We start from the raw sequence: 25,675 nt of genomic DNA on the forward strand, positions 1-25,675 counted from the left end.
GGACATTCGACGGGAAACAGGGGCGCGAGGCCGATGGACAAGAATACACCGGTGCTGATCGTGGACGACTACAAGACGATGCTGCGCATCATCCGGAACCTGCTGAAGCAGCTCGACTTCGAGAATGTCGAGGAAGCGACGGACGGGTCCGAGGCGCTGGCCAAGATGCGCGCCGGCAATTTCGGCCTGGTCATCAGCGACTGGAACATGGCGCCGATGACGGGCCTCGACCTGCTGAAGGAAGTGCGGGCCGATGCGCGGCTGAAGAACACGCCCTTCATCATGATCACGGCGGAGAGCAAGACGGAGAACGTGGTCGCCGCCAAGCAGGCCGGCGTGTCCAACTACATCGTCAAGCCCTTCAACGCGGAGACGCTGCGCGAGAAGATCGAGAAGGTCATGGTCCATGCCTGACGGAATCGCGCCGGCGCACGCCGGCGCCACGCCCGAGGAGGCGCGGATCGATGCCGCCGTGCGGGCCGTGCTGGGCAGCATGGCCGGCGACCTGACGGCGACAGAGGCGGCGCTGCTGGCGGAGCTCGAAGGGCTCGGCCGCACCGTCGCGCGGGCGAAGGAGGAGATCGCCTCCCTTCGCGTGGACGACATCAACATCAGCCACATCCCGTCCGCGACGGATGAGCTGGATGCGATCGTCGGCCACACGGCGCAGGCCACCAACGAGATTCTCGATTGCTGCGAGGTTCTGGAGGGGGTGGCCGGGCGCGTGGGGGGCGGGGAGGCGGAGGCGCTGTCCGGCGCCATCACCCGCATCTACGAGGCCTGCAGCTTCCAGGACATCACCGGCCAGCGCATCGGCAAGGTGGTGACGGCGCTGAAGGCGATCGAGGAGCGGGTGGCGCAGGTGACGGAGCGCTTCAGCGCCGTCGCCGCCGGCCATTCCCTGCCGGCATCGGCCCCGCCACCGCCCAAGCCGGCGGCTGCGGCATCGGAGACGGAAGGGCGGCGGCTGGCGAACGGGCCGCAGCTTCCCGGCGCCGGTGTCAGCCAGGCCGACATCGACAAGCTGCTGGCGGATTTCGATTGATCCGCCAGGCCGCCACGCTGCTGTGCCTGATCCTGCCCGCCCTTCCCGTGGCGGCGCAGGACAGGGTGCCGATCCGGGTCGGGGACCACGCGACGCATGGACGGGTGGTGTTCGACTGGCCGCGGCAGGTCGGCTACCGGGTGGAGGAGGCGGAGGGGAAACTGACGCTCCGCTTCGCCGCCCCGGCGGCCTTCGAGAACGGCGCCGCCAGCCGGCCAGTGCGCAACCTCCGGGGCCTGGCGGTGGAGGGGGAGGTGGCGGAATTCACCCTCGTCCCCGGTGCGCGTGCCCGGCATTTCCGGCTGGGCAACCGGATCATCGTCGATGTGATGAATCCCGGCGAGACGGCGGCGCCGGTGCCGACCCCCGCGGTGGCAGCCGCGCAAGCTAATCGGGCGGCAGCCGCGCAAGCTAATCCGGCGGCAGCCGCGCAGGCTGATTCTGAGGCCCCGCCCCGGCAGGCCGTGCCGCAACGCCAGGCGGCCATTCCGCCCCCGCCGCCCCCGGCGCCGCCCATCCCCACGCCATCGGCCCGGCCGGCCGCCCAGGCTGCGCCGCGTATCGCGGAAGCCGCGCCGGCCCGTGCGCCGGATGTCCTTCGCCCGCCGGCCGCGCCTCGGGCGGCGGGCGGCACGCCGCCCAACCTGCCCATCGCGACCGCGCCGGTGGTTCCGGTGGCCCAGCAGGCCCTCCCGGCCCCTGGCACCGCGCCGCAGGCGGCGCCTGGTACCGCGCCGCAGGCGGCGCCTGGTACCGCGCCGCAGGCGGCGACGCCCCCGCCGGCGCCGCGCGGCACGCCGGTCCGGCTCCTCGCCGGGCCCGGGATCGTGGTGCCGAGCCCCGCCGGGACCGGCGCCGCGCTGTTCCGGCGCGGGCAGTCCTGGGTGATGGTGCTCGATGCGCCGCTCGCGCTCGATCTCTCGCCCCTCGCATCCCAGGCGGCGCTGGCGGGCAGCGAGGTTTCGACGAATCCGCAATCGACGACGCTCCGCCTGCCGCTGGCCGCCTTCGCCGCGCCGCGCCTGCGGCGGGAAGGCCCGGCCTGGATCATCGATTCGCCGGCGGAACCGATGGCGCTGCGGTCGATCCTGCCCGAACTCGAACCCGGCCCGCCGCCGCGGATCATGCTGCGCGCCGCTCAGGCAGGCGCGAGCGTGACCGTCGTCGATCCCGAAACCGGCAGCCTGCTGCTGGTCGGCACCGTGAAGGGGGGCGCGGAGGCCGTGCCGCTCGGCCGACGTGGCGCAGCCTTCGACCTGCTGCCGACGCGCCTCGGCGCCGCGCTGCTGCCGCGATCCGATGCCGTGACCCTGGTGGCGCGGGAGGATCGCTTCATCGCGGCCGGTGCGCCCGGGGCGCCGCTGGTGCTGGGGCAGGACCCGCCGGCCGCGACCAGCGCCGCCGCCGCCATGTCCCGCCTGTTCGACCTGCCGGCGGAACCGCCCGTGGCGCTGCAGGAACGCGTGCGCAACGCCGCCGGCGCGGTGGCCGCCGCGCCGCCACTGGCCCGCGGCCCCGCGCGGCTGCGCCATGCGGAGGCGCTGCTGGCGCTTGGCCTGCCGCAGGAAGCGCAATCCATGGCGATGCTCGCGATGCGCGACGATCCGCGCCTGGCGGAGACCCAGCGCGCCCGCGCCTTGCATGGCGCCAGCGCGCTGATGTCGGGCCGGGTGGCGGAGGCGACGGGCCTCGACCATCCCGGCCCCGACAGCGACGAGTTGGCGATGTGGCGCGGGCTGCTCGCCATGGCGCGCGGCCAGGCAGGTGCCGCGCCTGGTGGCGCCGCCGTGGCGGCCACGCTGCCCCTGATGCTGTCCTACCCCGAGCCCCTTCTGGCGCGGCTGCTGCCGATGGCGGCGGAAGCGCTGGCGGAGCAGGGGGAGATCGCGGCCGCCCGCCGCCTGGTGGCGGCGCGCGAAGCGGATGACCCGGGCCTGGCTTTGCCACGGGCGCGCATCGCGGAGGCGGGCGGGGATGTCGATGCCGCGCTGGCGGGCTACGACGCGCTGATCGCCGGGCGGGACCGGCGCGCGCGGGCGATCGCGATGCGGCGCGCGGCGGAGCTGCGCCTCGCCACCGGGCGGATCGATGCGGCCGGCGCGGCCGCGGCGCTGGAAACCTCGCTGGCGGCCTGGCGGGGCGACGCGCTGGAAAGCGATGCGCGGCTGCGGCTGGCGGAGCTGAAGGAAGCCGCGGGTGATCCGCGCGGCGCCTTCGACCTGCTGCGGGAGACGGAGACGATCTTCCCTGACCTGGCCTCGACCATCCGTCCGCGTCAGGCGCAGGCGCTGGTCGGTGCCATCGCGCGGGAACCCCCGGTGCAGGCGGTGGCGCTGTTCGATTCCCATATCGAGTTGCTGCCACCGGGAGAGGGCACGGAACAGGCGCTGGGCTCGCTGGCCGATCGCCTCGCGGCGTTGGATCTCGTGGATCGTGCGACGCATGTGCTGAGGCGCGCCGTCGCGCGCGCGGCGGGGGCGGAGGCGCGGGCGCGCATCGGCGTGCGGCTGGCCAACCTGGCGCTCGGCGCCGGCGATGCGCCTGGCGCGATCGCGGCGCTGGAGGAAACGGCGGCGCCCGGCCTTCCGCCGGCGCTGGTGCAGGATCGCCGGATGCTGGAAGCCCGCGCGCTGGCCCGGGCGGGCCGTGCGCAGGAGGCGGTGGCGCGCTACCGCGAGGCCGGGCCGCAGGCGGCGCCGGAACTGGCCGCGCTGCTGGCGGAGCAGCAGGATTGGGCGGGCGCCGCCGCCGCGATGCAGGCGCACCTGGCTGCCGTGCTGCCGCCCGCGGGCACGCCGCTGGCGCCGGAGCACCGGCCGCTGATCGCGCGCACGGCGGCGCTGCTGGCGCTAGCCAATGACGAATCGGCGCTGGCCGCGCTGCGGGATGCGGAACAACCGCGCATGGCCGGCGGCCCGCTGGAAGAAGCCTTCGGTGTCATCACGGCTGCGCGCATCGCGGGGCTGGATGACCTGCCGCGGCTTCGGCAGGAACTGGATGTTGCGCGCCTGCTGCCCGGCCGGCTGGACGGGTTGCGGGAAAGCGGCCCCGTGACCCGATAATCTTCTTGTTGCCCCCGGGGTGTCACAATCGGAGTGTCGCGCTACCCCCGGGGGGGAACCCGCATTTTTTCGGACCCCTGGGGTCCGATTTCGCTTGCGCCCCCCCCCTCTATGCCTCATATGCGCGCGCCGTTGACCCGATCGAAGTTCGATCACCCTGGTCATCTGCTGGCTGGAAGGAGCCCTAACTATGGAAGCTCTCGTCCAACTGGGGATGGTCTCGGATTCCCCGAGCGACGCCCAGACCGATGAGATTCGTGAGACGAAGGACTACTTCGTCCACCGCAATGGCGTCCGCTACGCGGGTACCCACCTGATCATTGATCTGTGGGGCGCCACCAATCTTGACGACCCGGACCACATCGATGCGGTCCTGCGGGAGGGTGCGCTCGCCACGGGCGCCACCATCCTGCACGGGCACTTCCACCACTTCTCGCCGAATGGCGGCGTGAGCGGTGTTCTGGTGCTCGCGGAGAGCCATGTGTCGATCCACACCTGGCCGGAACGCGACTACGCCGCGCTCGACATCTTCGTCTGCGGCGACTGCGATCCCTACAAGGCCCTGCCGGCCCTCAAGAAGGGCTTCCTCGCGGAGCGCGTTCAGCTCGCCGAGCACAAGCGCGGCCTGATCGGCTGAACGGCCTGGCCGTTCGTCGCTGCCGGGGGCGGGCCGCAGGGCCCGCCCCCTTCTTCTTGTCCCCCCGCCGCCAGTCCCGGACCAGACCATGCCGACCGACACCTGGGTGAATGAGACGCTCTACCCCGAATGGGGCCAGCGCTTCCTCGTGAAGCGCGAACTTGCGCGCGTGAAGTCCGATTTCCAGGACATCATGGTGTTCGAGAGCTTCACGCATGGCCGCGTCATGCTCCTCGACGGCGTCGTCCAGATCACGGAGATGGATGAGTTCGTCTACCAGGAGATGATCGCGCATGTGCCGCTGCTGGCGCATGGCGACGCGAAGCGCGTGCTGATCATCGGCGCGGGCGATGGTGGCGTGCTGAAGCGCGTGCTGCAGCATCGCACGGTGGAGAAGGCCGTGATGGTGGAGATCGATGGGGAGGTCATCCGCCTTGCCAAGGAATTCATGCCCGGCATCGCGGGCGACGCCTGGACCGACCCGCGCGCGCAGGTGATCGTGGGCGACGGCATCGACTATGTGCGGCAGGCGGAAGCGGGCAGCTTCGATGTCGTGATCGTGGACAGCACGGACCCGATCGGCGTGGGCGAGGTGCTGTTCACCGACGAGTTCTACGCCAATGCCGCGCGCCTGCTGTCCGATCGCGGGCTGATCGTGAACCAGTGCGGCGTGCCGGCGATGCAGGCCGATGAGCTGCGGGAGACGGCTCTGCGCCGCGCCAGGTCCTTCCCGGACAACTGGGCCTATGTGGCGGCGGTGCCGACCTATGTCGGCGGCTTCATGACGCTGGGTTGGGCGGCGAAGGATGCATCGCTGCGGCAGGTGCCGGCGGAGGAGATCCGCCGCCGCGCCGATGTCGCGGGGGTGCTGGACACCACCCGCTACTGGACGCCGGAAATCCATGTGGGCGCCTTCAACCTGCCGCCCTACATCAGCATCAACCTGCCGCGCTGAAACGCCCCGGCACCGCGTGTCCGGCTATCCGGGCGCGCGGCCCCAGGGTGTGGCGCTGGCGCCGGCGGTGCCCGGGCCCGGCTTCAGCTTCACCGCGGTGCCGGATGCGCTGACCATCAGCATGCCGTTGCTGCTGCCCAGCACCTCATAGTCGATGTCGATGCCGAGCACGGCATCCGCCCCTACGGCGGCGGCCTGCTGGCTGAGATTGGCCAGCGCCGTATCGCGCGCCGATCCCAGTTCCCGTTCATAGGTGCCCGACCGGCCGCCCAGGATGTCGCGCAGCCCGCCGAGCAGATCCTTGAAGACATTCACGCCGAGCACGGCATCCCCGAAGACGACGCCGAGATAGCGATCGACCTCCCTTCCCTCGACCGTGCTGGTGGTGGTGAAGATCATGCCGGCATCCTCCCTGGCTCCGCCGCGATCATGGCACGAATCCCTGCACCAGGCTGCCGGCCACCAGGCGCCACCCGTCGATCAGCACGAAGAAGGCCAGTTTGAAGGGCAGGGCCACCACCGTCGGCGGCAGCATCATCATGCCGAGGGACATGAGCAGGCTGGCTGAGACCAGGTCGATCACCAGGAAGGGCAGGAAGATCAGGAAGCCGATCTCGAAGGCGCGGCGCAGCTCGCTGACCATGAAGGCCGGCGTCAGCACGCGCCAGGGTGCCTCCCCCGCCGTGGAGGGTGGCAGCCGCGCCAGGTCCATGAAGAGCTGCAGATCCGCTTCCCGCACCTGGGACGCCATGAAGCGCCGGAACGGCTCCGCCGCCGCCTGAAGCCCCGCGATCTCGCCGATGCGGCCCTCCGACAGCGGCTGGATCCCCTGCGTCCAGGACGCCTGCAGCACCGGTTCCATGACGAAGAGCGTGAGGAACAGCGCAAGGCCGACCAGCACCGGGTTCGGCGGTATGGACGGTGCGCCGATGGCGCTGCGCAGCAGCGCCAGGACGATGACGATGCGCCCAAAGGCCGTCATCATCACGAGCAGCGAGGGAGCGAGGGAGAGCAGCCCGACCAGCGCCGTCAGCTGCACGAGCCGCGCGGTGGTGCCGCCCTGGCCGGTGCCGGCGGCGCCGAGGTCGATGGCGATGCTCTGCGCCAGCGCGGCATCCACGGGCCACAGCAGGGCCAGCAGCGTGGCCAGCGCCAGCATCGTCACGGCGCCGGTGGCCCGCCTTCCGGCAGCCAGCCGATCACCTGGTCCTGCGCCCCGCCGGTCAGCAGCAGGAGGGACCGCCCGTCGCAGCGCAGCAGCACCAGGCGCCGGCGGCTGTCCAGCGCCAGCGTCTCCTCCACCGCCAGGCGGCGGCCGGCGCGGGCGCCGATCCCGGCCGCGCGGGCCATGCGCGCCGTCAGCAGCAGCGCTGCCAGCACCGCGACCAGCGCGGCACCCGCGGTGAGGCCCGCGGTCAGAAGGCTGATGTCGTTCATCCCGCTCCATCCTGGAGTCCCGTTTCGACTGGGTTGTTGAGTCTGGGGTGTTGAGTCCGCGGTGCGTTTTGCGCCGCGGTTCAGGGGTGGCTCACTGCCGGGCGACCTCGGCGGTCAGGCCATCCACCTGGCGAAGCAGTGCTTCAAGCGCGGGGCGCAGGCTTTTCGCCTCCTCCGCTGCCAGGGCCATGATGGCGGCGCAGAGGGAGGCCGCGTCGCGGTCCAGCCCCTCGAGGTCCACGCGCCGTCCGCCCTCCACCAGCGCGCGGGCGACGGCCACGGTGCCGCCCATCGCCTCGATGGCGGCGTGGACGGCCTCGGCATGGGTGGCGCTTTTCGGCATGGAGCCCATAGGCGCATGGGTGGATGAACGTTTCCTCTACGCCGCAACCTTCATGTTGCGCGTATCGCGGCAGGCCGGGGCGGCGCGGAGGTCAGGTCCCCCGGCGATCGAAACCCTTCCTTCACCACCCCGGGGGCACAAAGGGGCATGGACGTCACGGGCACATCGTCGGGAAGGCCAGCCACCGGCAGCGGCAGGGGGCATGACGTGATGGCGCTGGCCCAGCGGCGGCTGGGCTGGCTGGATCGCCGCACGGTGGTGCTGGCGCAGAACATCGCGAATGCCGACACGCCCGCCTATCGGCCGAGGGATGTCCTGCCCTTCGGCCAGGTACTGTCCGCGGCGGGCGCCCCGCCCTTGGCGCGCACCGCGCCCGCGCACATCGCGGGCAGTGGCCGGGCCGCGTCGGGCACGGCGCATGATCGCGCGCTATCCGAGACGGCGCCGGATGGCAACGCCGTGTCGCTGGACCGCGAAGCGGTCCGCATGGCCGAAACCGATACCGCGCATGCGCTGGCCATGGCCGTGCATCGCAGCTTCATGGGCATGTTCCGCCTCGCGCTCGGCCGCCAGGGCTGAGCGGGGCGGCAGGAGAGGGCAGCACCGCATGGATCTCGATCGCGCGCTTCGCATCTCGGCCGCCGGCATGGCGGCGCAATCGACCCGGCTTCGCGTGGTGGCGGAGAACCTCGCCAACCGCGACAGCACGGGGGAATCGGCGGGCGCCGATCCCTATCGCCGCCGCACCGTGAATTTCGCCAACCGCCTGGACCGTGCGATGGGAGCGGAGCTGGTGAGCGTGTCACGCATCGGCACGGCGCCCGGCGACTTCCCGACGCGCTACGAGCCCAGCCACCCCGCCGCCGATGCCCGCGGCTACATCAAGACGCCGAATGTGGACAGCCTGGTGGAGGTGATGGACATGCGGGAGGCGCAGCGCAGCTACAGCGCCAACCTGTCGGTGCTGGAAACCACGCGAGGCATGCTGACCCGCGCGATCGAGGCGCTGCGCTGACCATGCGGGCAACGGATAGGGCACCATGCCGGTAGCCGGCGCCACCGGCGCGCTGCACGCCGCCGCCGCCTATGCGGCCCAGGCCGGCGGTGGGGTGGCTAGCCAGGGCGGGGAACAGGGCGGCTTCGGCGGCGTGCTGACCCGCGCCATGGAAAGCGCGGTGGAACTCGGCCGCAGCGCGGATGCCGCTTCCACCCAGGCGCTGATGGGCCAGGGCAGCGTGACGGAAGCGGTGCTCGCCATCTCCCGCGCCGAACTCGCGCTGCAGACCACCGTCGCGGTGCGGGACCGCGTGGTGGCGGCCTATCAGGAAGTGATGCGGATGCCGATCTGACGCGCGCCTTTTCGCGCGTGTTGCCGCGCCCATGAGGGGCTGCGGGGTGCCAGGAGGGCGGGATGGTTGAGGAAGCCATGGCCCAGTCGCTTCGCGAAGCGATCTGGGTCTCGATGCAGGTGATGGGGCCGCCGCTGGTCGCGGTGCTGGTGGTGGGCCTTGCCGTCTCCCTCGTGCAGGCGCTGACGCAGGTGCAGGAGGCGACGCTGGCCTTCCTGCCGAAGCTGGTCATTGGTGGTGCGCTGATGCTGCTGCTGGGCCCCTTCACGGCGTCCGTCATGCAGGGTTGGAGCAGCACGCTGTTCGACCGCATGGTGGCGCTCGGCGGCATGCCGTGACGGAAGCCGACCACGCCCTGCTGCAGATGCTGCCCGGCCTGGTCTTCCAGGCCGCGCTGGTCTTCGCGCGGCTGGGTGCGGCGGTGATGCTGCTGCCGGGGCTGGGGGAGGCGGAAGTGCCGGCGCCCTTGCGCCTCGGCCTTGGCGTGGCGTTGGTGGCGCTGCTACTGCCCGTGCTGGCGCCGGGCCTGCCGCCGATGCCGGATGACCTGGCCGAACTCACCCGGCTGCTGGTGACGGAGATCGTCGTCGGCCTCTGGATCGGCACGCTGGCACGCATCCTGGTGCTGGCCTTCGCCATGGCCGGCCAGGCGATCGCGACGCTGATCGGGCTTGCCAGCCTGTTCGCCTTCGATCCCTCGCTCGGCATGGGCGGCACGGCGCTGGGCCGGGCCTTCGCGCTGATGGCGGCGGTGCTGGTGCTGTCCACCGGGCTCTACCAGGTGCCGCTGGCGGCGCTGGCGGAAAGCTACGCGGTGATGCCCGCGGGCGCGCCCTTCCCGGCGGGGTCGGCCGCGCTGGCGATCGCGCGAATGGGGGCGGATTCACTCGACCTCGCGCTGCGCATCGCGGCGCCCTTCGTCGTGGGTGCCGTGCTGCTGAACGTGGCGCTCGGCCTGCTGGCGCGCCTGGCGCCGCAGGTGCAGACCTTCTTTATCGCCGTGCCGGGCCAGATCCTGGCGGGGCTCGGCCTTCTTGCGCTGCTGGCGCCGCCCATGATCGCGACGCTGCTGGAGGCGCTCCGCGCCGGCTTCGCCACCCTGCCCGGGGTGCGCTGAGCCGTGGCGGAAGAGGGCGATGGCCCCGAGGCCGGCGACAAGACCGAGGCCGCGACACCCAGGCGCCTCGAGAAGGCGCGGGAGGAAGGGCAGGTCGCGCTGTCGCGGGAGGTGGTGGGCTGGTCGGGCCTTGCGGCGGGGACGCTCGCGACGATGCTGGTCCTGCCGACCATCGGCGCCGATTTGATGCGCGCGATGCGGGGTGCGCTGGAATCCGCGCATACACTCGGCATGGCCAATGCCGCCATGACGCTGTTCTGGTGGGGCGGGCTTGTTGTCCTGCCGGTGGCGACCGCGGTGACGCTGGGGGCGGTAGCGGGGACGCTGGCGCAGACAAGGGGCCTGGTTTCCGCCAATGCCATGGCGCCGAAGCTCAGCAAGATCAGCCCCTGGGCGGGCCTGAAGCGGCTGGTGGGGCCGGAAGCCCTGATGGAATTCGCCCGCACCCTGGCGAAGCTGGTGATCGTCGGCGCCGCGTTGTGGCATGTGGGGTCGGACCTGGCCGCGCTGCAGGCGTCGCTGCACCAGCCGGCGGCGGCGCTGCCCGTGGCGGCCGGGGCCGTGGCGATGCGCCTGATGCTGGCGGCGCTCGTGGCCTTCGCGGGCATCGCGGTGCTGGACGTGCTGTGGGTGCGCTTCCGCTTCGCGCGCCAGATGCGGATGAGCCGCCAGGATCTGCGCGACGAAGCCAAGGAATCGGAAGGTGACCCGATGCTGAGGGCGCGGCGCAAGCAGATGCGCCAGGTCCAGGGGCGCCGCCGCATGATGACCGCGGTGCCGAACGCCGCCGTCGTCATCACCAACCCCACCCACTACGCCGTGGCCCTGGCCTATGATGGCGGCGATGCCGCCCCGCGCATCGTGGCCAAGGGCGTCGATGCCATGGCGGCCCGGATCCGGGAGACGGCGACGAAGGCCGGGGTGCCGCTGGTAGCCAATCCGCCGCTGGCGCGCGCGCTGTGGCGGCTGGACGTCGATGCCGAGATCCCGGCCGAACACTACCAGGCCGTGGCGGAGATCATCGCCTATGTCTGGCGCCAGAACGGCGCCGCCGCACGGCATGCTTGACGCCGTGAGCCAGCCTGTGTCCCCCCTGCGCGCGCCAGGGTGTCGTCGAGGAGAACCGCATGCCTGATCCGCGCCGGACCCTGCAGGACCTGCTTCGCGGCCGCAACCGTCGCCCGGCGGAAGATGCCGTGGTGCGGGCGGTACTGGATGCGGCCTCGCCCGGGATCGCGCTGTTGGATTCCGAGGACCGGCTGGTGACGTGGAACGCCGAATTCGCGGGGCTCTGCGGCCCGCTGCTGCCGCCGCGCCCGGGCCTGCCGATCGGGGCGCTGATGGCGGCGGAGGGGAAGGAGGCGGCGCTGGGCGCGCTGGCCACCGGGCAGCGCGTGGCGATCGCCATGGCGTCGGAGGGTTCGCCGCGGCTGGAGATGGAGCACCGCAAGCTGCCGCCGCCGGAACGTGGCGCGGTGCTGCGCCTGTCCCGCATCGCCGCGCGGCCCGCGGAACAGCAGGCCGGCGCGGCGCGGCTTCAGGCGGTGGGCGCGCTGGCGGGCGGCATCGCGCATGACTTCAACAACCTGCTGACCGCCATCGCCGGGAGTGCCGAGGCCGCGCTGTCCCGCGCCCCGGGCGGGGAGGCCGCTTCGGAGCTGCGCCAGGTGCTGGAAAGCGCCGGGCGCGGTGCGGCGCTGGTGCGGCAGTTGCTGGCCTTCGCGCGTCAGCAGGCGCTGCGGCCGCGCGTGGTGGACCTCAACATCGCCGTCTCCGCCATGGGGGAATTGCTGCGGCGGCTGCTCGGCAGCCGGGTGCGGCTGACGATCGCGCTGGAGGAACCGGCCCGCCGCGTGCGGATGGACCCCACGCAGCTCGACCAGGTCATCATGAACCTGGCGCTGAATGCGCGGGACGCGATGCCCGAAGGCGGGTCGCTGCGCATCGCGACGGGCCATGCCGTGGTGCTCTCGCCCGAGACGATCGGGACGGAGACGCTGCCGGCGGGGCGCTACGCCATGCTGGAAGTGGTCGATAGCGGCGCCGGCATCCCGCCGGAGGTGCTGCCCCGCATCTTCGACCCCTTCTTCACCACCAAGCGGGAACAGGGGGGCACCGGGCTCGGCCTTTCCACCGTGCACGGCATCATCCGGCAATCCGGTGGCTTCATCGCGGTGGACAGCCGGCGGGGGGAGGGGACGCGCTTCCGCATCTGGATGCCCCGGAACGAAGGGCCGGCGGACCCGGTGGTGGCGGCGGCCATGGTGGCGCCGCCGCTGGCCGCGGCCCCGCCCCCATCGCCGCCCATGCCCGAATCCGCCCCCGGCGGCCCGGCCGTGCTGCTGGTGGAGGATGAGGTGCCGCTGCTGCGCCTGGCCGAACGCGCGCTGCGCCGCGCCGGGTTCGAGGTGATGAGCGCGGGCTGTTCGGAGGAAGCGCTGGAGATGCTGGAAAAGACGGAGGTCATGCCCCTGGCCCTCGTCTCCGACGTGGTGATGCCGGGGCTGGACGGGCTGGAACTGACCGCCCGGTTGCGGGACCGCTGGCCGGGACTGCCGGTGCTGCTGGTATCCGGTTATGCGGAGGCGGCGCTGGGGCGGGACCTGGCGGCGGAACGCATCCGGCTGCTGGCCAAGCCCTACAGCCTGGGCGCGCTGGTCACGGAATTGAAAGGCATTTTGCCGGAGGGGGTGGTGAAAGTTTCCTAAATGTTCTTGTCGGGCTGGCCGTTCTAGGCCATATTCCGCGTCGAGGGGCAGGCGGTTGCGCGGCACTTGGAGTCGCGATGCCTTCTGGTCCAAGGTGATGCGGGGTGTGACCGGCGGGTGAGGATCCGGCCGGGGATTGCGCCTCCAGGTTGATACCGGGAATCGGGCCCGGGAGTTCGGGAGAGCGAGCCTCATGGATAAGACGAAGGCTCTGGACGCCGCGCTGAGCCAGATCGAGAGGGCCTTCGGCAAGGGCTCCATCATGCGCATGGGCAACAAGGCGGCGATGGAGGAGGTGGAGGTCATCTCCACCGGCTCGCTCGGCCTTGACCTGGCGCTGGGCATTGGCGGCGTGCCGAAGGGGCGGATCATCGAGGTCTACGGCCCGGAAAGCTCCGGCAAGACCACGCTGGCGCTGCACATGATCGCGGAAGCGCAGAAGAAGGGCGGGACCTGCGCCTTCATCGACGCGGAGCACGCGCTGGACCCCGGCTACGCCAAGAAGCTGGGCGTGGATGTGGAGAATCTGCTGATCAGCCAGCCGGATGCCGGCGAACAGGCGCTGGAGATCTGCGACACGCTGGTGCGGTCCGGCGCCGTCGATGTGCTGGTGGTGGACAGCGTCGCGGCCCTGGTGCCGCGGGCGGAACTGGAAGGGGAGATGGGCGACAGCCATGTGGGCCTGCATGCCCGCCTGATGTCGCAGGCGCTGCGGAAGCTGACGGGCAGCGTCTCCCGCTCCAACACCCTGCTGATCTTCCTGAACCAGATCCGCCTCAAGATCGGCGTGATGTTCGGCAACCCTGAGACGACGACGGGCGGCAACGCGCTGAAGTTCTACGCCTCCATCCGCATGGAAATCCGGCGCATCGGCTCCATCAAGGACCGGGAGACGGTGACGGGCAACCAGACCCGCGTGAAGGTGGTGAAGAACAAGATGGCGCCGCCGTTCCGGCAGGTGGATTTCGACATCATGTATGGCGAAGGCATCTCCAAGGTCGGCGAACTTATCGACCTCGGCGTCAAGGCGGGCATCGTGGAGAAATCCGGCGCCTGGTTCAGCTGCGACAGCCAGCGCATCGGCCAGGGGCGTGAGAACGCCAAGCAGTTCATGCGTGACAACCCCGCCATGGCGGAAAGCGTGGAGAAGCGCATCCGCGCCCAGGCCAATGGCCTGGCCAGCACCATGCTGGCCGGGGAGAATGACGAGGCTGCGGCGGCCGAGTAGTCCGTCCTTCCAGACATGACAAAGGCGGAGGGGGTTGCCCCCCTCCGCCTTTGTCGTGTTCAGGCCGCGAGTGCCGCGGGGTTCACTTCCCGCTCCGCCAGCATGGTCAGCTTCTCATCCGCCGCCTTCTCCTCCGCCAGGGTCTGGCCGAGCAGGTCGGCCACTTCCTGCATGCCGGCCGCCTTGGCCATGGCGCAGAGCGTGCCGTAGGTCGCGATCTCGTAGTGCTCCACCTTCTGCGCGGCGCCGATCAGGGCGGCGTCGCGGACCGGGCCCTCGTCATGATCGTCCATGATCTCCTCGGCCTCGGCGGTCAGGCCCTCCATCGCCTCGCATTCCTCGCCTTCCGGGTCGGCGTCCAGCATCTCAGCGGCGCGTTCCAGGCGCTCCACATGGGTCTTCGTCTGGGCCAGGTGGTCCTCGAAGGCCTGGCGCAGCGTCGGGCTTTGCGCGGCCTCCGCCATCTGCGGCAGGGCCTCGATCAGCTGGGTCTCGGCGCTGTAGGCGTCCTGCAACGCCTCGATCATCAGTGACTTGAAGTTTTCGGCCATGATGGGCCTCCCTCGGGTGTCCGGTGCTGGGCGGGCATTCCTCGGCCCACCCTCATCCTCCCGAACGGCGCGGCCGCATGGCAGTTCCGGCTTTGGGCCCGCAACGTCCGACCCTCGACGTTCAGTTCATCGCGCGGTAAGGGACGCGGCTTTCGCTTGGGCCTTTCGGCCGCGGCGGTGGCATCCCTTACGATGGCAGCGATCAGGCGATGACCAGCAGCAACGACATCCGCGCCACCTTCCTCGACTACTTCCGCCGCAATGGGCATGAGGTGGTGGAATCCTCTCCGCTGGTGCCGCGGAACGACCCCACGCTGATGTTCGCGAATAGCGGCATGGTGCAGTTCAAGAACGTCTTCACGGGGCAGGAAAAGCGGCCCTACACCCGCGCCACGACCGCGCAGAAGTCGGTGCGTGCCGGCGGCAAGCACAACGACCTGGACAATGTCGGCTACACCGCCCGCCACCATACGTTCTTCGAGATGTTGGGCAATTTCAGCTTCGGCGACTACTTCAAGGAACAGGCGATCGGCCATGCCTGGGAATTGCTGACCCGCGATTTCGGCCTGCCGAAGGACCGCCTGCTGGTCACCGTCTATTCCGAGGACGAAGAAGCCCCCGTCTATTGGAAGAAGATCGCCGGCCTGCCGGACAGCCGCATCATCCGTATCCCGACCTCCGACAATTTCTGGCGGATGGGCGATACCGGCCCCTGCGGCCCGTGCTCCGAGATCTTCTTCGACCATGGCGACAAGATCTTCGGCGGCCCGCCCGGCAGCGCGGACCAGGATGGCGACCGGTTCATCGAGATCTGGAACCTGGTCTTCATGCAGTATGAGGAAGGCCCCCCCGGCACCCGCGTGCCGCTGCCGCGCCCCTCGATCGATACCGGCATGGGCCTGGAACGCTTCGCCGCCATCCTCCAGGGCAAGCACGACAACTACGATACCGACACGCTGCGCGCCCTGATCCTGGCCTCCGCCGAGGCCACCGGCCAGGAGCCGGACGGCCAGTGGAAGACCAGCCACCGCGTGGTGGCGGACCACCTTCGCGCCGGCACCTTCCTGATCGCGGACGGCGTCATGCCGTCCAATGAGGGCCGCGGCTACGTGCTGCGCCGCATCCTCCGGCGCGCCATGCGCCACGCCCACATGATGGGCGCGCGGGAGCCCTTGCTGCACCGCCTTGTGCCCGCGCTGACCCGACAGATGGGCGCCGCCTATCCGGAGATCCTGCGGGCCGAGGCGCTGGTCGTCGAAACCCTCCGGCTGGAGGAGACCCGCTTCCGCTCGCTGCTGGAACGCGGCCTCGGCCTGCTGGCCGATGAATCGGGAAGGCTGGGTGAGGGGGGCACGCTGCCCGGCGATGTCGCCTTCAAGCTCTATGACACCTACGGCTTCCCCCTCGACCTGACGCAGGACGCGCTGCGCGGTGAGGGCAAGACAGTCGATACCGCGGGCTTCGAGGCCGCGATGGCCGAGCAGCGCAAGCGCGCCCGCGCCGCCTGGGCCGGGTCCGGCGAGGCCGCGACCGAGACGCTGTGGTTCGACCTGAAGGAGAAGCTCGGCGCGTCCGAATTCCTCGGCTACTCCACGGAGACGGCGGAGGGCGAGATCCTGGCCATCGTCGCCAACGGCCAGGTGGTGGACAGCGCCCTGGCGTGGACCGAGGTCTCCGTCATCCTGAACCAGACGCCCTTCTACGCCGAGAGCGGCGGCCAGGTCGGCGATACCGGCCTGATTTCGGCCGGCGAGGGCTGCCGGATCATCGTCAAGGACACCCAGAAGAAGCTCGGCGACCTGTTCGTCCATGTCGGCGTCGTGGCGCATGGGGAGGCCAAGCTCGGCCTGGCCGTGCAGGCGGAGGTCGACCACGCCCGCCGCTCCACCATCCGCGCCCATCATTCGGCGACGCACCTGCTGCATGAGGCGCTGCGCCGCCGCCTCGGCACCCATGTCGCGCAGAAGGGGTCGCTGAACGCGCCGGACCGGCTGCGCTTCGACGTCAGCCAGCCCGTGCCGATGACGGATGCGGACCTCGCCTGGGTGGAGGCGGAGGTGAACAGCCGCATCCGCGAGAATGCGGAGGTCGTCACCCGCCTGATGACCCCCGACGCCGCCGTGCAGATCGGCGCCATGGCGCTGTTCGGCGAGAAGTACGGGGAGGAGGTGCGCGTCGTCTCCATGGGGCATGACCCCAACGCCACGGAGCGTTTCGGCGTCTATTCGCTGGAACTCTGCGGCGGCACCCATGTGAAGCGCACCGGCGATATCGGCCTGTTCCGCATCGTGGCCGAGGGCGCCGTCGCCGCCGGCATTCGCCGCGTGGAGGCCGTGACCGGCGAGGCCGCGCTGAAGGTGATCGAGGAACGGGACCGCCAGCTGAACGAGGCGTCGTCCGTGCTGAAGGCGCGCCCGGCCGAACTGGCGGAGCGCATCGCCAGCCTGCTGGAAGATCGCAAGAAGCTGGAGCGCGAGGTCAGCGACCTCCGCAAGAAGCTCGCGACCGGCGGTGCGGCGGCGGAGGTCGAGACCATCGCCGGCCTCCGCGTGGCGCTGCGAGAGCTTGGGGAAATGCCGCCCAAGGACCTGAAGGGGGTGGTCGAGGCCATCCTGCAATCCGGCACGGCTGATGTCGTCGGCGTGGTCGCGACCGCGGAAGGCAAGGCCAGCGTCTTCGTCGGCATCGGGGAGGCCGCCAAGGGCAAGACCGATGCCGTGACGCTGGTGCGCGCGGCCAGTGCGGCCATCGGCGGCAAGGGCGGCGGCGGCAAGCCGGACATGGCGCAGGCCGGCGGGCCGGATGCGGCGAAGGCGGCGGAGGCCCTGGGGGCGATCAGGGCCGCGCTCGGCGCGTGAGCGGCAATCTGGCGCTTGGGGTTGCCGCCTGACCGGCGCGGTGTATCGCCATGCGCGCCGGCTTGGTGTGCTGGCGGCGCTCCTGGTGCCGATCTGCTCCTGTGCCGCGCCGGCCGCGGAGAGCCTGGCGGCCACCCCTTTGGCGTCGCTGCGCGACTTGCTCGAACGGGTCAGGTCGATCGCTCAGCGCGGCTCGCTCGCGGATCAGGACGAGATCCGCCGGGTGCTCCGCCTGGAGGTCGCCGAGGACCGGCGGGTCGCGGTGCCGCCGGCCCGCATCATGGCGCTCCGACCGCTCGATACGCAGTCGCCGCTGCGCGAGGCGCTGTACGCGTTTCAGCCGAACGCCCCGGCCATGGGGTCCCTGCCGATGCGGGACCAGGGCAGCCTTGACCTGCTATTCCCGGATGCGTGCCTGACGATGCCGATGCTCGCAGAGGTCTTCGGTGCGGCGCCTGAGCGCCCCCCGCTCAACCCGCGGCCCTATGTGCGTGGCTTCTCCACGCTGGGGCAGGAGACGTCGGACTATCTGGTGCTCTACCGATTCGGCGCCTCCGGAGGCTTGGTCGTGATCGCCAATTTCGAAGGCCGCCGCTGCACCAGCGCGTTGGTGCTGCACGAGAACCGGCCGGAATGGCCAGCTGCGGAGCATCGGTGATGGAGCGCCAGCGCGCCCGCGCCCTCGGCTTCGCTCCCGGCATCCTGCCGCCCGGCCCGCTGAACGCCATCACCGACGTCGCCGGCGTCCTGGTCGGCCAGGTCACGGTGATCGAGGGCGAGGGCACGCGCACCGGCGTGACTGCCATTCGCCCGCATCCCGGCAATCCCTACGCCGGTCGCGTCCCTGCCGGCCTCTTCGCCATGAACGGCTTCGGCAAGATGGCGGGGGTGACCCAGGTGCAGGAACTCGGCGAGCTGGAAACGCCCATCCTGCTGACCAACACGCTCGCCGTCGGGCGGGCGGTGGAGGCGCTGGTGGATTGGACGCTGGCCCAGCCCGGGAACGAGCAGGTCCGCAGCGTCAATGCCGTGGTCGGCGAGACCAATGACGGCCGCCTGAACGACATCCGCCTCCGCGGCGTCACCGGCGCGCATTGCGCCGAGGCCCTGACCGCCGCCTCCCCCGGCCCGGTGGCGGAAGGCAGCGTGGGCGCCGGTACCGGCACCATGGCCTTCGGCTGGAAGGGCGGCATCGGCACGTCCAGCCGCGTGCTGCCCGCTTCGCTCGGCGGCTGGACCGTCGGCGCGCTGGTGCAGGCGAATTACGGCGGCGCGCTCTGCATGGCGGGCCTCGAGGTCGGGCGTGGCCTGGGAAAATACTTCCTGGCGGAGCATGTGGCCCAGCAGGCCGATGCCGATGGGTCGGTCATGGTCATCCTGGCGACCGACGCGCCGCTGTCGGACCGCAACCTCCAGCGCCTGGCGCGCCGCGCCATGGCCGGCATCGCGCGCACCGGCGCCGCCTTCTCCGACGGCTCCGGCGACTACGCGCTGGCCTTCGCGACCCATCCCGAGGTGATCCGCACCGCCGAACGCCGCGGGGCCATCGCCCGCTACGCCGATTTGCCGAACGACAAGGCCTCCCCGCTATTCGTCGCGGCGGCGGAGGCGACGGAGGAGGCGGTGCTGAACGCGCTGACCATGGCGACGACCATCGAAAGCCGCATCGGGGGCAAGCGCGCGGTCGGGCGCGCCCTCCCGCTCGACCGCGTCCTCGCGTTGCGGGGCTGTTAACAGCGGGGCGAGGAAACTCGCGGAGTCTCCCACGGCCTTCCGGGGAGGGAAGGCCCGATGCTCGTCACCCTCGCTGGTACCCTGATCGCGATCCTGCCCGTGCTGGTGGCCTATGCCCTCTGGCGGCTGATGCGCGTGGCCTGGCGGCTGCTGCGGCAGCCCCGGATGCGGCTTGGCGTCCTGGCGGCACAGGTGGGTCGCCTGCGACTGCGCCTGCGCTGGCGGCGCGCCCCGCTGGCGGTCGGGGACGGGCCGGGCACCGCGGTGCTGGCGGAACAGGTAGCCCGGCTGAAGGCGGAGCTTCGCGTCGCCCGGGCCGAACTGGCGCTGCTGGAGGCGGCCAGGCCAGGGACCGGGCTGCGCCTACCCTGGCAGCGGCCGGCGGATGACCGGTTCACCCAGGCCAAGCTCGCCTTCGCCCGCGCCTTCCACCCCGACCGCCTGCCCGACGGATTGGCGGACACCGCCATCCGCGCCGCGATCTTCAAGGAATTCTGGGACGTGCTGCGCCGGATCGAACGGGGCTGAGGCGCCGCCACAGCATTCCGATGCCTGGTTTCGCGGTGAAGGTCCCGCCGGTCAGGCCGCCGGTTGCACGGCGTCCCGCACCTCGGACCGGAATTCGCGCCGGTAGAGTTCGCGCAGCACGAACAGGCTCGCCACCATCAGCAGGGCGGGATGCGCGATCCAGGCCAGCGCGGCCAGGCCGAAATAGTAGCTGCGCAGCCCCGTGTTGAAGTGCCGGGCCGCGCGGTTCAGCACGCGGGCGGCGATATCGGCCTGGGCGATGGTTTCCGGTGTGGCGGGGGCGCCGGGAATGCCGCCGACCAGGATGGAGCTGTAGTTGAACTGGCGCAGCGCCCAGGTCAGCTCGAAGAAGGCGTTCACGAAGATCAGCAGCAGCAGCGCGATCTTCAGCTCCCACACCACCTCATCCGGCACCATGGCGTAGGGCAGGGCGGAGACGACGCGGCGGCCGAGGTCAGGCGCCCCCAGCAGCGCCACCAGGCCGCCCAGGATGAAGATGCTGGTGGTGGCGAGGAAGCTGGTGCTGTTCATCAGATTGCCGATCGCCGCCATGTCGGCGATCCGGTTCTCCCGGTCCAGCATGGCGCGCATCCAGCGGCGCCGGTGTTCGTCCATGGCGGCGATCACGCTGGCATCGCGGAAGCGGGGCACCCGGCCCACCGCGGTGGCGTAGCCCGCCCAGCAGGCGGCGAAGACGATCAGCCCGGCGATGTCGAAGGTGCTCAATTCGCTCATGCGCGCTGTCTAGCCCCGGAACGGAAGCGGCCGCCAGGGTTTCCCCTGGCGGCCGCGACGTAGAGGCGCGAGGCCGCCACAGGCGGCCAGGGCTGCGAATGCGGCCCGCGGCTGATGCCGCGAAGCCAAGTGGCCGGAGGCCGCGCCCGGCGTCTGAGGGCATGCAAAGACGTGCCAGCAAGACGCCGAAGGCGGCCGCCGGCTTCAGCCCATCTTCTTCTTCAGGTTCTCGTCCAGCTTGGCGAGGAAGTCCTGCGTGTTCAGGTAGGGCTGCTCCTTGCTGATCAGCAGGGCCAGGTCCTTGGTCATGTGGCCGGCTTCCACCGTCTCGATGCAGACCTGTTCCAGTGCGTCGGCGAAGTCCACGACATCCTGCGTGCCGTCGAACTTGCCGCGGTAGGACAGGCCGCGCGTCCAGGCGAAGATGGACGCGATCGGGTTCGTGCTGGTCTCGCGGCCCTTCTGGTGCTCGCGGTAGTGGCGCGTCACTGTGCCGTGCGCGGCTTCCGATTCCACCGTGTTGCCGTCCGGGGACAGCAGCACGGAGGTCATCAGGCCGAGACTACCAAAACCCTGGGCCACGATGTCGGACTGCACGTCGCCGTCGTAGTTCTTGCAGGCCCAGATGTAGCCGCCTTCCCACTTGAGCGCCGAGGCCACCATGTCGTCGATCAGGCGATCTTCGTAGACCAGGCCGCGCTTGTCGTATTCCGCCTTGAACTCGGCGTCGAAGATGGCGCGGAAGATGTCCTTGAAGTTGCCGTCATAGGCCTTGAGGATCGTGTTCTTGTGGCTGAAGTACACGGAATAGCCGCGGCTCAGGCCATAGTTGAACGACGCCCGCGCGAAACCCTCGATGGAGGCATTGAGGTTGTGCTGGCCCATGAAGGCGCCGGGGCCCTTGAAGACGAAGTCGCCGATCTCCTGCGGCGTGCCGCCTTCCGCCGTATAGGTCATCGTCACCTTGCCGGCGCCGGGGACCTTCATTTCCACCGCGCGGTAGATGTCGCCGAAGGCATGGCGGCCGACGACGATCGGCTTCGACCAGTGCGGCACCAGGCGCGGCACGTTCTTGATGATGATCGGCTCGCGGAAGATCGTGCCGTCCAGGATGTTGCGGATGGTGCCGTTCGGGCTCCGCCACATCTTCTTCAGGCCGAATTCGGCCACCCGCGCCTCATCCGGCGTGATGGTCGCGCACTTCACGCCCACGCCGTACTGCTTGGTCGCGTTGGCGGCATCCACCGTCACCTGGTCATCGGTCTGGTCGCGGTACTCGACGCCCAGGTCGTAGTACTTCAGGTCGATGTCGAGGTAGGGCAGGATCAGGCGGTCCTTGATGAACCCCCAGATGATGCGCGTCATCTCGTCCCCGTCCATCTCAACGACGGGGGTCTTCACCTTGATCTTGGCCATGCCTCATTCCTTGCCGAACGCCCGTGCCGGGACACCTCGATCGCGCCCTGGGGTTGGGAGTGGGCGGAACATGCCAATGGGGCCCCCCGGGGGCAAGCCCGCCTGACGCGGGGCAGCCAGATGCGGGGTGTGCGCGCGACCTTGCCGGCCTTCGGCACGCGCGGGTAGAAGGCAGGTGTTAACCGGCAACCATGAGGCGGGAGACGATGATGCCCATCCCGCTGCTCGCCCTGGCGGTGCTTCTGCCGGCCCCGGCGCTGGCGCGGGGCATGGACGAACCGGGCGCCAATTTCGTGCTGGGCGCGCTGCTGGTGCTGGCCGCCGTCGTGGCGGGGCTGGCGCTGGTGGTGCAGGCCCGGCGCCTGCGGCGGCGCGACATGCAGTTGCATGTGCGGAACGCCCACCTGACCGCCGCCAACGCAGAGTTGCGGGAGGTGACGGAACGCGCGGAAAGCAAGGCGCGGATGCTGGACGGCGTGCTGGCCGCCATGGCGGATGGCATCCTGGTGGTTGACGCGGATCTGCGCCTCGCGGGCTGGAACCCCCGCTTTCCCGACTATGCCGGCGTGCCGCGGCGGGCACTGCGCATCGGCATGCCGCTGAGGGAGGTGATCCGCCTTCAGGCGGAGGCCGGCGAATTCGGCATGGTGGATCCGGAAGCGGAGACCGAGCGCCGGATCCGCCTGTTCAAGGATGGCACCGTCCCGCAGCGCCTGCAGCGCGAAAGGCCGGATGGCAGCCTGCTGGAACTGCGCCGCACACCGTTGCCCGGGGGCGGCTATGTCACGCTCTACACCCCCATCCTCGCCCCGGCCGCCACGGCCAGCCATGATGGCATGCAGGCGGCCTTCCGGCAGGAATGGACCACCCGCATCCCGCGCCTGACCTCGGCAGCCGCGGATGGAGACATGGCGGAAGCCCGCGCCGTGGCCCATGCCCTGCGCGGCGTCGCCGCCAATGCCGGCTGGACGCGGGCGGCGGAGCTTCTCGCTGGCGTCGAGGAAGCCGCTGCCGCCGGCGCGCTGACCCAGTTGCGCCTGCTGGCCGCCACCCTCCCGACGGATGCAACGCCATGGAACTGACCCGGCCCGAGCCCGTGGAGTGCCCGCATTGCGGGGAGCCCACCATGCCGAATCGCCTGGCCGATGGCGCCATCGTGTGCTCCTGCGCCGCGGAACGGTCCCTGCCACCACCCCCCATTCCGCTTGCCCCGAGGCGACCCGGCCCCAGATAGGGCCGACACGAAGGAGACCTGGCCATGTTTCTGCGAATGGCGACTGGCACGATGATGGGCATGGCGGTCGCGACCGCCGCGGCGGCGACGCTGGCCGTGGGTGCCGGCGCGATCGGCGCCGCCCTGCTGGCGCGTCGGATGTGCGAGGAACGCCGCGGCTGGAAGCGCGATGCCGACGAAGCGATGGACGCGCCGATCGACGTGGCGGATGAACCCGGGCCGGAAGCGCCCGCAGCTTAATCCGGGATGATGGCGGTGGCCTCGATCTCGACCCTCGCCGCGGGCTCGACCAGTGCCACTACCTGCACCAGCGCCATGGCGGGGAAGTTGCGGCCCATCACGGCGCGATAGGCCGGGCCGAGTTCGGCGAGGCTGGCCCGGTATTCCGCCATGTCGGTGACATACCAGGTCAGCCGCCCGATGTGTTCGGGGCCGCCGCCGGCCTCCCTCACCACCGCGAGGATGTTCTCCAGCGCCTGGCGGACCTGGGGCACGAAGCCCGGGGGGAAGCGCCCTTCGGTGTCCCAACCGATCTGCCCGCCCACCAGCACGATCCGCCCGCGCCCCGCCATGCCATTGGCGTAGCCGCGGGGCGCCGGCCATCCCGGGGGATGCAGGGCGGTCAGGGGGCTTTCAGCCATGGGCGCAACGCTCCTGGTAGGCGACCAGCGCCGCGCGCAAATCGGCCGGGATCGGCACGGCGCGGCGGGCATCGAGATCGGTGGTGGCGGTGACGAGGGAGAGCCTGGCCAGCTCATCATCTCCGCGATGGATATGCACCGTCAGCGCGTAGGACCCGCCGCCGATGCGCGTCAGGATCGGCGTCAGCGCGATGCGATCGCCCATCATGCCCGGGCGGAAGAAATCGGCTTCCGCATGCACGAAGCCCGTGCCGATGCGGCGCGTCGCGTGCAGGGCGTGGAAATCGATGCCGAGGTCGTCGCCGAACCAATCCTCCACCATGCCATTCGCCATGGCGAAGAAGGCCGGGAAGAAGACGATGCCGGCGGGGTCGCAATCGCCGAAGCGGATGCGCAGCCGGCCCCGGAAGGCGCGGGCGGGCAGGGTGGAGGCCGCGATGGGGGTGGGGCGGCTCATGCGCCCGCTTCGGCCTGTTTGCGGAGCGCGAAGCGTTGCAGCTTGCCGGTCTCGGTGCGGGGCAGGGCGGGCACGAAGACCACGCTGCGGGGGTATTTGTAGGGTGCCACTTCCGCCTTCACATGATCCTGCAGGGCCTTGATCATGGCCGCGTCGCCGATGACGCCATCCTTCAGCACGACATAAGCCCGCACCACCATCCCCCGTTCCGCATCCGGCGCGCCCACCACGCCGCATTCCTTCACCGCGGGATGGGTCAGCAGGGCGGATTCCACTTCCGGTCCGGCGATGTTGTAGCCGGCGGAGATGATCATGTCGTCATTGCGGGCCTGGTACCAGAAGTAGCCGTCCTGGTCCTGGACATAGGTATCCCCGGTGATGTTCCAGCCGGCCTGGACATATTGCGCCTGCCGCGGATCATCGAGGTAGCGGCACCCCGTCGGCCCCTGCACCGCCAGGCGCCCCGGCGTCCCGCGCGGGACTTCCCGGCCGGCATCATCCACCACCTTCGCGCGGTAGCCGGGCACGGGGATGCCGGTGGCGCCGGGGCGGATCCGGTCCTCGGTCGCTGCGATGAAGATGTGCAGCATCTCCGTCGCGCCGATGCCGTCCATCAGCTTGAGGCCGGTTGCCTGCTGCCAGGCCTCGAAGATCGGCACCGGCAGGGTTTCGCCGGCGGAGACGCATTTGCGGAGCGTGGAGAGGTCGTGCTGCCCGGCCTTCGCGGCCATGATCCGATAGGCGGTCGGCGCGGTGAAGCAGACGGTCGCGCGGTGGCGTTCGATGGCGGCGGGCAGTTCCTCCGGCGGCGCCTTTTCCAGCAGCACGGCGGTGGCGCCGACGCGGAAGGGGAACAGCACCAGGCCGCCCAGGCCGAAGGTGAAGGCCAGTGGCGGCGATCCGATGAAGATGTCGGCCGGTTCGGGCTTCAGCACCTGCATCGCGTAGCCGTCGCAGATCGCCAGCATGTCCCGATGGAAATGCAGCGTGCCCTTGGGCTCGCCCGTGCTGCCGCTGGTGAAGCCGATCAGGCAGACATCGTCGGATGCGGTATCGCAGGCCGTGAAGGTAGCGGGCGCCTCCGCCACCATCGCCTCCAGCATCCCGTTGCCCCAGGTGACGAGGTGCCGGAGGTCCGGCCCATCCGCCTTGCGCAGTTCATCCGCCAGCCGGGCATCGCACAGCGCATGGGTGATCCGCCCCTTGCGGAGCACTTGAGAGAGTTCCTTGGCGCGCAGCAGCGGCATGGTGGCGACGACGACGCCGCCCGCCTTCAGCACGGCGAAATAGGCCGCGACCATCCAGGCGTTGTTGGCGCTGCGCAGCAGCACGCGGTTGCCCGGCACCATGCCGAGGCGCGAGACCAGCACATGCGCGATCCGGTCCACGCGTTCGGCCAATTGCCGGTAGCTCAGAATCTCCGCCGGCGTCACCAGCGCCGGATGGTCGCCGCGGCCGCGCTCCACATTCCGGTCCAGCAGTTCCACGGCGCAGTTGAGGCGCGCGGGATACTGGAATTCCGGCCGGTCCAGCAGGAAGTCGGGCCACTGTTCGCGCGGCGGCAGATTGTCCCGGCAGAAGCTGTCCTGGTGAGCAGATGCACCCAACGCCTGCGTCATCATCCCGTCCATCCCCGTCTC

At 70.7% G+C, this 25,675-nt stretch carries 29 protein-coding genes; 19 read left to right on the top strand and 10 right to left on the bottom strand.

Annotation, left to right across the window (positions count from 1 at the left end):
* The first annotated feature begins 33 nt into the window (after nt 1–33).
* The 5 genes from ACTIE5_RS02365 to speE all read left to right on the top strand — a co-directional run bounded on the left by ACTIE5_RS02365 (nt 34) and on the right by speE (nt 5,699).
* Nucleotides 34–414: a chemotaxis response regulator CheY gene (locus tag ACTIE5_RS02365; RefSeq protein WP_092961395.1), complete on the top strand. Its 381-nt coding sequence runs from the start codon at nt 34–36 to the stop codon at nt 412–414.
* Entirely contained in the window at nt 407–1,045 is a 639-nt protein-coding gene (locus ACTIE5_RS02370) for a protein phosphatase CheZ (RefSeq protein ID WP_439548086.1), read from the top strand. Before ACTIE5_RS02365 ends, ACTIE5_RS02370 begins: the two co-directional genes overlap by 8 nt.
* Nucleotides 1,042–4,107 (top strand): hypothetical protein, encoded by a 3,066-nt coding sequence (locus ACTIE5_RS02375; RefSeq protein ID WP_439548087.1) that lies wholly within the window; start codon nt 1,042–1,044, stop codon nt 4,105–4,107. Before ACTIE5_RS02370 ends, ACTIE5_RS02375 begins: the two co-directional genes overlap by 4 nt.
* A 190-nt stretch (nt 4,108–4,297) precedes the next feature.
* Nucleotides 4,298–4,744 (top strand): adenosylmethionine decarboxylase, encoded by a 447-nt coding sequence (gene speD, locus ACTIE5_RS02380; protein WP_439548088.1) that lies wholly within the window; start codon nt 4,298–4,300, stop codon nt 4,742–4,744.
* Nucleotides 4,745–4,832: 88 nt separating this feature from the next.
* The gene (gene speE, locus ACTIE5_RS02385; RefSeq protein ID WP_439548089.1) at nt 4,833–5,699 is read left to right on the top strand and encodes a polyamine aminopropyltransferase; all 867 of its coding nucleotides are present in this window, start codon (nt 4,833–4,835) and stop codon (nt 5,697–5,699) included.
* Between the two features lie 24 nt (nt 5,700–5,723).
* Here the strand turns inward: speE and ACTIE5_RS02390 are convergent, their stop codons facing one another.
* From ACTIE5_RS02390 to ACTIE5_RS02405, 4 genes are all read right to left on the bottom strand, one after another.
* Nucleotides 5,724–6,098, bottom strand: a complete 375-nt coding sequence (locus ACTIE5_RS02390) for a heavy metal-binding domain-containing protein (RefSeq protein WP_439548090.1) — start codon at nt 6,096–6,098, stop codon at nt 5,724–5,726.
* A 28-nt stretch (nt 6,099–6,126) separates the two neighbouring features.
* Complete coding sequence (fliP, locus tag ACTIE5_RS02395; protein ID WP_439548642.1) at nt 6,127–6,858, bottom strand: flagellar type III secretion system pore protein FliP; 732 nt, start codon at nt 6,856–6,858, stop codon at nt 6,127–6,129.
* Nucleotides 6,859–6,860: 2 nt separating this feature from the next.
* The gene (locus ACTIE5_RS02400) at nt 6,861–7,136 is read right to left on the bottom strand and encodes a flagellar biosynthetic protein FliO (protein WP_439548091.1); all 276 of its coding nucleotides are present in this window, start codon (nt 7,134–7,136) and stop codon (nt 6,861–6,863) included.
* Between the two features lie 91 nt (nt 7,137–7,227).
* Complete coding sequence (locus ACTIE5_RS02405) at nt 7,228–7,479, bottom strand: hypothetical protein (RefSeq protein WP_439548092.1); 252 nt, start codon at nt 7,477–7,479, stop codon at nt 7,228–7,230.
* Between the two features lie 147 nt (nt 7,480–7,626).
* Between ACTIE5_RS02405 and ACTIE5_RS02410 the strand changes: the two genes are divergently transcribed.
* From ACTIE5_RS02410 to recA, 8 genes are all read left to right on the top strand, one after another.
* Nucleotides 7,627–8,058, top strand: a complete 432-nt coding sequence (locus ACTIE5_RS02410; RefSeq protein WP_439548093.1) for a flagellar basal body rod protein FlgB — start codon at nt 7,627–7,629, stop codon at nt 8,056–8,058.
* 28 nt (nt 8,059–8,086) lie between these two features.
* Nucleotides 8,087–8,494, top strand: coding sequence for a flagellar basal body rod protein FlgC (gene flgC / locus ACTIE5_RS02415; RefSeq protein WP_439548094.1), 408 nt, complete (start codon nt 8,087–8,089; stop codon nt 8,492–8,494).
* A 25-nt stretch (nt 8,495–8,519) separates the two neighbouring features.
* Nucleotides 8,520–8,828: a flagellar hook-basal body complex protein FliE gene (locus ACTIE5_RS02420; RefSeq protein WP_439548095.1), complete on the top strand. Its 309-nt coding sequence runs from the start codon at nt 8,520–8,522 to the stop codon at nt 8,826–8,828.
* A 62-nt stretch (nt 8,829–8,890) separates the two neighbouring features.
* Nucleotides 8,891–9,166 (top strand): flagellar biosynthetic protein FliQ, encoded by a 276-nt coding sequence (locus tag ACTIE5_RS02425; protein ID WP_439548096.1) that lies wholly within the window; start codon nt 8,891–8,893, stop codon nt 9,164–9,166.
* A complete protein-coding gene (locus ACTIE5_RS02430; protein WP_439548097.1) occupies nt 9,163–9,945 on the top strand; it encodes a flagellar biosynthetic protein FliR in 783 nt (260 codons plus the stop codon). The genes ACTIE5_RS02425 and ACTIE5_RS02430 overlap by 4 nt, the downstream gene beginning before the upstream one ends.
* A gap of 3 nt (nt 9,946–9,948) precedes the next feature.
* Entirely contained in the window at nt 9,949–11,013 is a 1,065-nt protein-coding gene (locus tag ACTIE5_RS02435; protein WP_439548098.1) for an EscU/YscU/HrcU family type III secretion system export apparatus switch protein, read from the top strand.
* 59 nt (nt 11,014–11,072) lie between these two features.
* Complete coding sequence (locus ACTIE5_RS02440) at nt 11,073–12,653, top strand: ATP-binding protein (protein WP_439548099.1); 1,581 nt, start codon at nt 11,073–11,075, stop codon at nt 12,651–12,653.
* Nucleotides 12,654–12,846: 193 nt separating this feature from the next.
* A complete protein-coding gene (recA, locus tag ACTIE5_RS02445) occupies nt 12,847–13,881 on the top strand; it encodes a recombinase RecA (RefSeq protein ID WP_092961379.1) in 1,035 nt (344 codons plus the stop codon).
* A 59-nt stretch (nt 13,882–13,940) separates the two neighbouring features.
* Here recA and ACTIE5_RS02450 read toward each other — a convergent pair whose 3' ends face one another.
* Entirely contained in the window at nt 13,941–14,432 is a 492-nt protein-coding gene (locus ACTIE5_RS02450; protein WP_439548100.1) for a YciE/YciF ferroxidase family protein, read from the bottom strand.
* A gap of 209 nt (nt 14,433–14,641) precedes the next feature.
* Here ACTIE5_RS02450 and alaS point away from each other — a divergent pair, with 209 nt between their 5' ends.
* The 4 genes from alaS to ACTIE5_RS02470 are packed head-to-tail and all read left to right on the top strand — an operon-like array spanning nt 14,642 to nt 19,552.
* A complete protein-coding gene (gene alaS / locus ACTIE5_RS02455; protein ID WP_439548101.1) occupies nt 14,642–17,290 on the top strand; it encodes an alanine--tRNA ligase in 2,649 nt (882 codons plus the stop codon).
* Nucleotides 17,291–17,330: 40 nt separating this feature from the next.
* Complete coding sequence (locus ACTIE5_RS02460) at nt 17,331–17,948, top strand: hypothetical protein (RefSeq protein WP_439548102.1); 618 nt, start codon at nt 17,331–17,333, stop codon at nt 17,946–17,948.
* Complete coding sequence (locus ACTIE5_RS02465) at nt 17,948–19,024, top strand: P1 family peptidase (RefSeq protein WP_439548103.1); 1,077 nt, start codon at nt 17,948–17,950, stop codon at nt 19,022–19,024. The genes ACTIE5_RS02460 and ACTIE5_RS02465 overlap by 1 nt, the downstream gene beginning before the upstream one ends.
* 57 nt (nt 19,025–19,081) lie before the next feature.
* Nucleotides 19,082–19,552, top strand: a complete 471-nt coding sequence (locus ACTIE5_RS02470; protein WP_439548104.1) for a hypothetical protein — start codon at nt 19,082–19,084, stop codon at nt 19,550–19,552.
* A 51-nt stretch (nt 19,553–19,603) separates the two neighbouring features.
* On the opposite strand, the gene ACTIE5_RS02475 is transcribed toward ACTIE5_RS02470, so the two are convergent.
* A complete protein-coding gene (locus tag ACTIE5_RS02475) occupies nt 19,604–20,287 on the bottom strand; it encodes a DUF599 domain-containing protein (RefSeq protein ID WP_439548105.1) in 684 nt (227 codons plus the stop codon).
* Nucleotides 20,288–20,491: 204 nt separating this feature from the next.
* On the bottom strand, nt 20,492–21,703 hold the full coding sequence (locus ACTIE5_RS02480) for an NADP-dependent isocitrate dehydrogenase (RefSeq protein WP_439548106.1): 1,212 nt from the start codon (nt 21,701–21,703) through the stop codon (nt 20,492–20,494).
* A 206-nt stretch (nt 21,704–21,909) separates the two neighbouring features.
* Here ACTIE5_RS02480 and ACTIE5_RS02485 point away from each other — a divergent pair, with 206 nt between their 5' ends.
* Together ACTIE5_RS02485 and ACTIE5_RS02490 are read left to right on the top strand one after the other, a co-directional pair.
* Nucleotides 21,910–22,785 (top strand): PAS-domain containing protein, encoded by an 876-nt coding sequence (locus tag ACTIE5_RS02485; RefSeq protein WP_439548107.1) that lies wholly within the window; start codon nt 21,910–21,912, stop codon nt 22,783–22,785.
* A 176-nt stretch (nt 22,786–22,961) separates the two neighbouring features.
* Nucleotides 22,962–23,177: a hypothetical protein gene (locus tag ACTIE5_RS02490; RefSeq protein WP_439548108.1), complete on the top strand. Its 216-nt coding sequence runs from the start codon at nt 22,962–22,964 to the stop codon at nt 23,175–23,177.
* Here ACTIE5_RS02490 and ACTIE5_RS02495 read toward each other — a convergent pair.
* From ACTIE5_RS02495 to ACTIE5_RS02505, 3 genes are read right to left on the bottom strand one after another with little or no spacing between them, the layout of a single operon-like run.
* Nucleotides 23,174–23,578 (bottom strand): RidA family protein, encoded by a 405-nt coding sequence (locus tag ACTIE5_RS02495; protein WP_439548109.1) that lies wholly within the window; start codon nt 23,576–23,578, stop codon nt 23,174–23,176. The two genes, ACTIE5_RS02490 and ACTIE5_RS02495, sit on opposite strands and share 4 nt — an antisense overlap.
* Nucleotides 23,571–24,035 carry an acyl-CoA thioesterase gene (locus ACTIE5_RS02500; protein ID WP_439548110.1) on the bottom strand — a complete coding sequence of 155 codons (465 nt, stop codon included), beginning with the start codon at nt 24,033–24,035 and terminating at the stop codon, nt 23,571–23,573. Before ACTIE5_RS02500 ends, ACTIE5_RS02495 begins: the two co-directional genes overlap by 8 nt.
* Nucleotides 24,032–25,666 (bottom strand): benzoate-CoA ligase family protein, encoded by a 1,635-nt coding sequence (locus ACTIE5_RS02505; protein WP_439548111.1) that lies wholly within the window; start codon nt 25,664–25,666, stop codon nt 24,032–24,034. Before ACTIE5_RS02505 ends, ACTIE5_RS02500 begins: the two co-directional genes overlap by 4 nt.
* Nucleotides 25,667–25,675: the final 9 nt, after the last annotated feature.

Source organism: Falsiroseomonas sp., from assembly GCF_051859025.1.
Lineage (GTDB): Bacteria > Pseudomonadota > Alphaproteobacteria > Acetobacterales > Acetobacteraceae > Falsiroseomonas.

Bases quoted from the DNA above. Each gene is read 5' to 3' on its own strand.
- fliP (WP_439548642.1), bottom strand. From the start codon at position 6,858: ATGCTGGCGCTGGCCACGCTGCTGGCCCTGCTGTGGCCCGTGGATGCC.
- ACTIE5_RS02440 (WP_439548099.1), top strand. From the start codon at position 11,073: ATGCCTGATCCGCGCCGGACCCTGCAGGACCTGCTTCGCGGCCGCAAC.
- ACTIE5_RS02480 (WP_439548106.1), bottom strand. From the start codon at position 21,703: ATGGCCAAGATCAAGGTGAAGACCCCCGTCGTTGAGATGGACGGGGAC.
- ACTIE5_RS02495 (WP_439548109.1), bottom strand. From the start codon at position 23,578: ATGGCTGAAAGCCCCCTGACCGCCCTGCATCCCCCGGGATGGCCGGCG.
- ACTIE5_RS02365 (WP_092961395.1), top strand. From the start codon at position 34: ATGGACAAGAATACACCGGTGCTGATCGTGGACGACTACAAGACGATG.
- ACTIE5_RS02470 (WP_439548104.1), top strand. From the start codon at position 19,082: ATGCTCGTCACCCTCGCTGGTACCCTGATCGCGATCCTGCCCGTGCTG.
- ACTIE5_RS02390 (WP_439548090.1), bottom strand. From the start codon at position 6,098: ATGATCTTCACCACCACCAGCACGGTCGAGGGAAGGGAGGTCGATCGC.
- ACTIE5_RS02500 (WP_439548110.1), bottom strand. From the start codon at position 24,035: ATGAGCCGCCCCACCCCCATCGCGGCCTCCACCCTGCCCGCCCGCGCC.
- ACTIE5_RS02450 (WP_439548100.1), bottom strand. From the start codon at position 14,432: ATGGCCGAAAACTTCAAGTCACTGATGATCGAGGCGTTGCAGGACGCC.
- ACTIE5_RS02465 (WP_439548103.1), top strand. From the start codon at position 17,948: ATGGAGCGCCAGCGCGCCCGCGCCCTCGGCTTCGCTCCCGGCATCCTG.
- ACTIE5_RS02475 (WP_439548105.1), bottom strand. From the start codon at position 20,287: ATGAGCGAATTGAGCACCTTCGACATCGCCGGGCTGATCGTCTTCGCC.
- ACTIE5_RS02425 (WP_439548096.1), top strand. From the start codon at position 8,891: ATGGTTGAGGAAGCCATGGCCCAGTCGCTTCGCGAAGCGATCTGGGTC.
- ACTIE5_RS02410 (WP_439548093.1), top strand. From the start codon at position 7,627: ATGGACGTCACGGGCACATCGTCGGGAAGGCCAGCCACCGGCAGCGGC.
- flgC (WP_439548094.1), top strand. From the start codon at position 8,087: ATGGATCTCGATCGCGCGCTTCGCATCTCGGCCGCCGGCATGGCGGCG.
- speD (WP_439548088.1), top strand. From the start codon at position 4,298: ATGGAAGCTCTCGTCCAACTGGGGATGGTCTCGGATTCCCCGAGCGAC.
- alaS (WP_439548101.1), top strand. From the start codon at position 14,642: ATGACCAGCAGCAACGACATCCGCGCCACCTTCCTCGACTACTTCCGC.
- ACTIE5_RS02400 (WP_439548091.1), bottom strand. From the start codon at position 7,136: ATGAACGACATCAGCCTTCTGACCGCGGGCCTCACCGCGGGTGCCGCG.
- recA (WP_092961379.1), top strand. From the start codon at position 12,847: ATGGATAAGACGAAGGCTCTGGACGCCGCGCTGAGCCAGATCGAGAGG.
- ACTIE5_RS02485 (WP_439548107.1), top strand. From the start codon at position 21,910: ATGATGCCCATCCCGCTGCTCGCCCTGGCGGTGCTTCTGCCGGCCCCG.
- ACTIE5_RS02505 (WP_439548111.1), bottom strand. From the start codon at position 25,666: ATGGACGGGATGATGACGCAGGCGTTGGGTGCATCTGCTCACCAGGAC.
- ACTIE5_RS02490 (WP_439548108.1), top strand. From the start codon at position 22,962: ATGTTTCTGCGAATGGCGACTGGCACGATGATGGGCATGGCGGTCGCG.
- ACTIE5_RS02405 (WP_439548092.1), bottom strand. From the start codon at position 7,479: ATGCCGAAAAGCGCCACCCATGCCGAGGCCGTCCACGCCGCCATCGAG.
- ACTIE5_RS02370 (WP_439548086.1), top strand. From the start codon at position 407: ATGCCTGACGGAATCGCGCCGGCGCACGCCGGCGCCACGCCCGAGGAG.
- ACTIE5_RS02420 (WP_439548095.1), top strand. From the start codon at position 8,520: ATGCCGGTAGCCGGCGCCACCGGCGCGCTGCACGCCGCCGCCGCCTAT.
- speE (WP_439548089.1), top strand. From the start codon at position 4,833: ATGCCGACCGACACCTGGGTGAATGAGACGCTCTACCCCGAATGGGGC.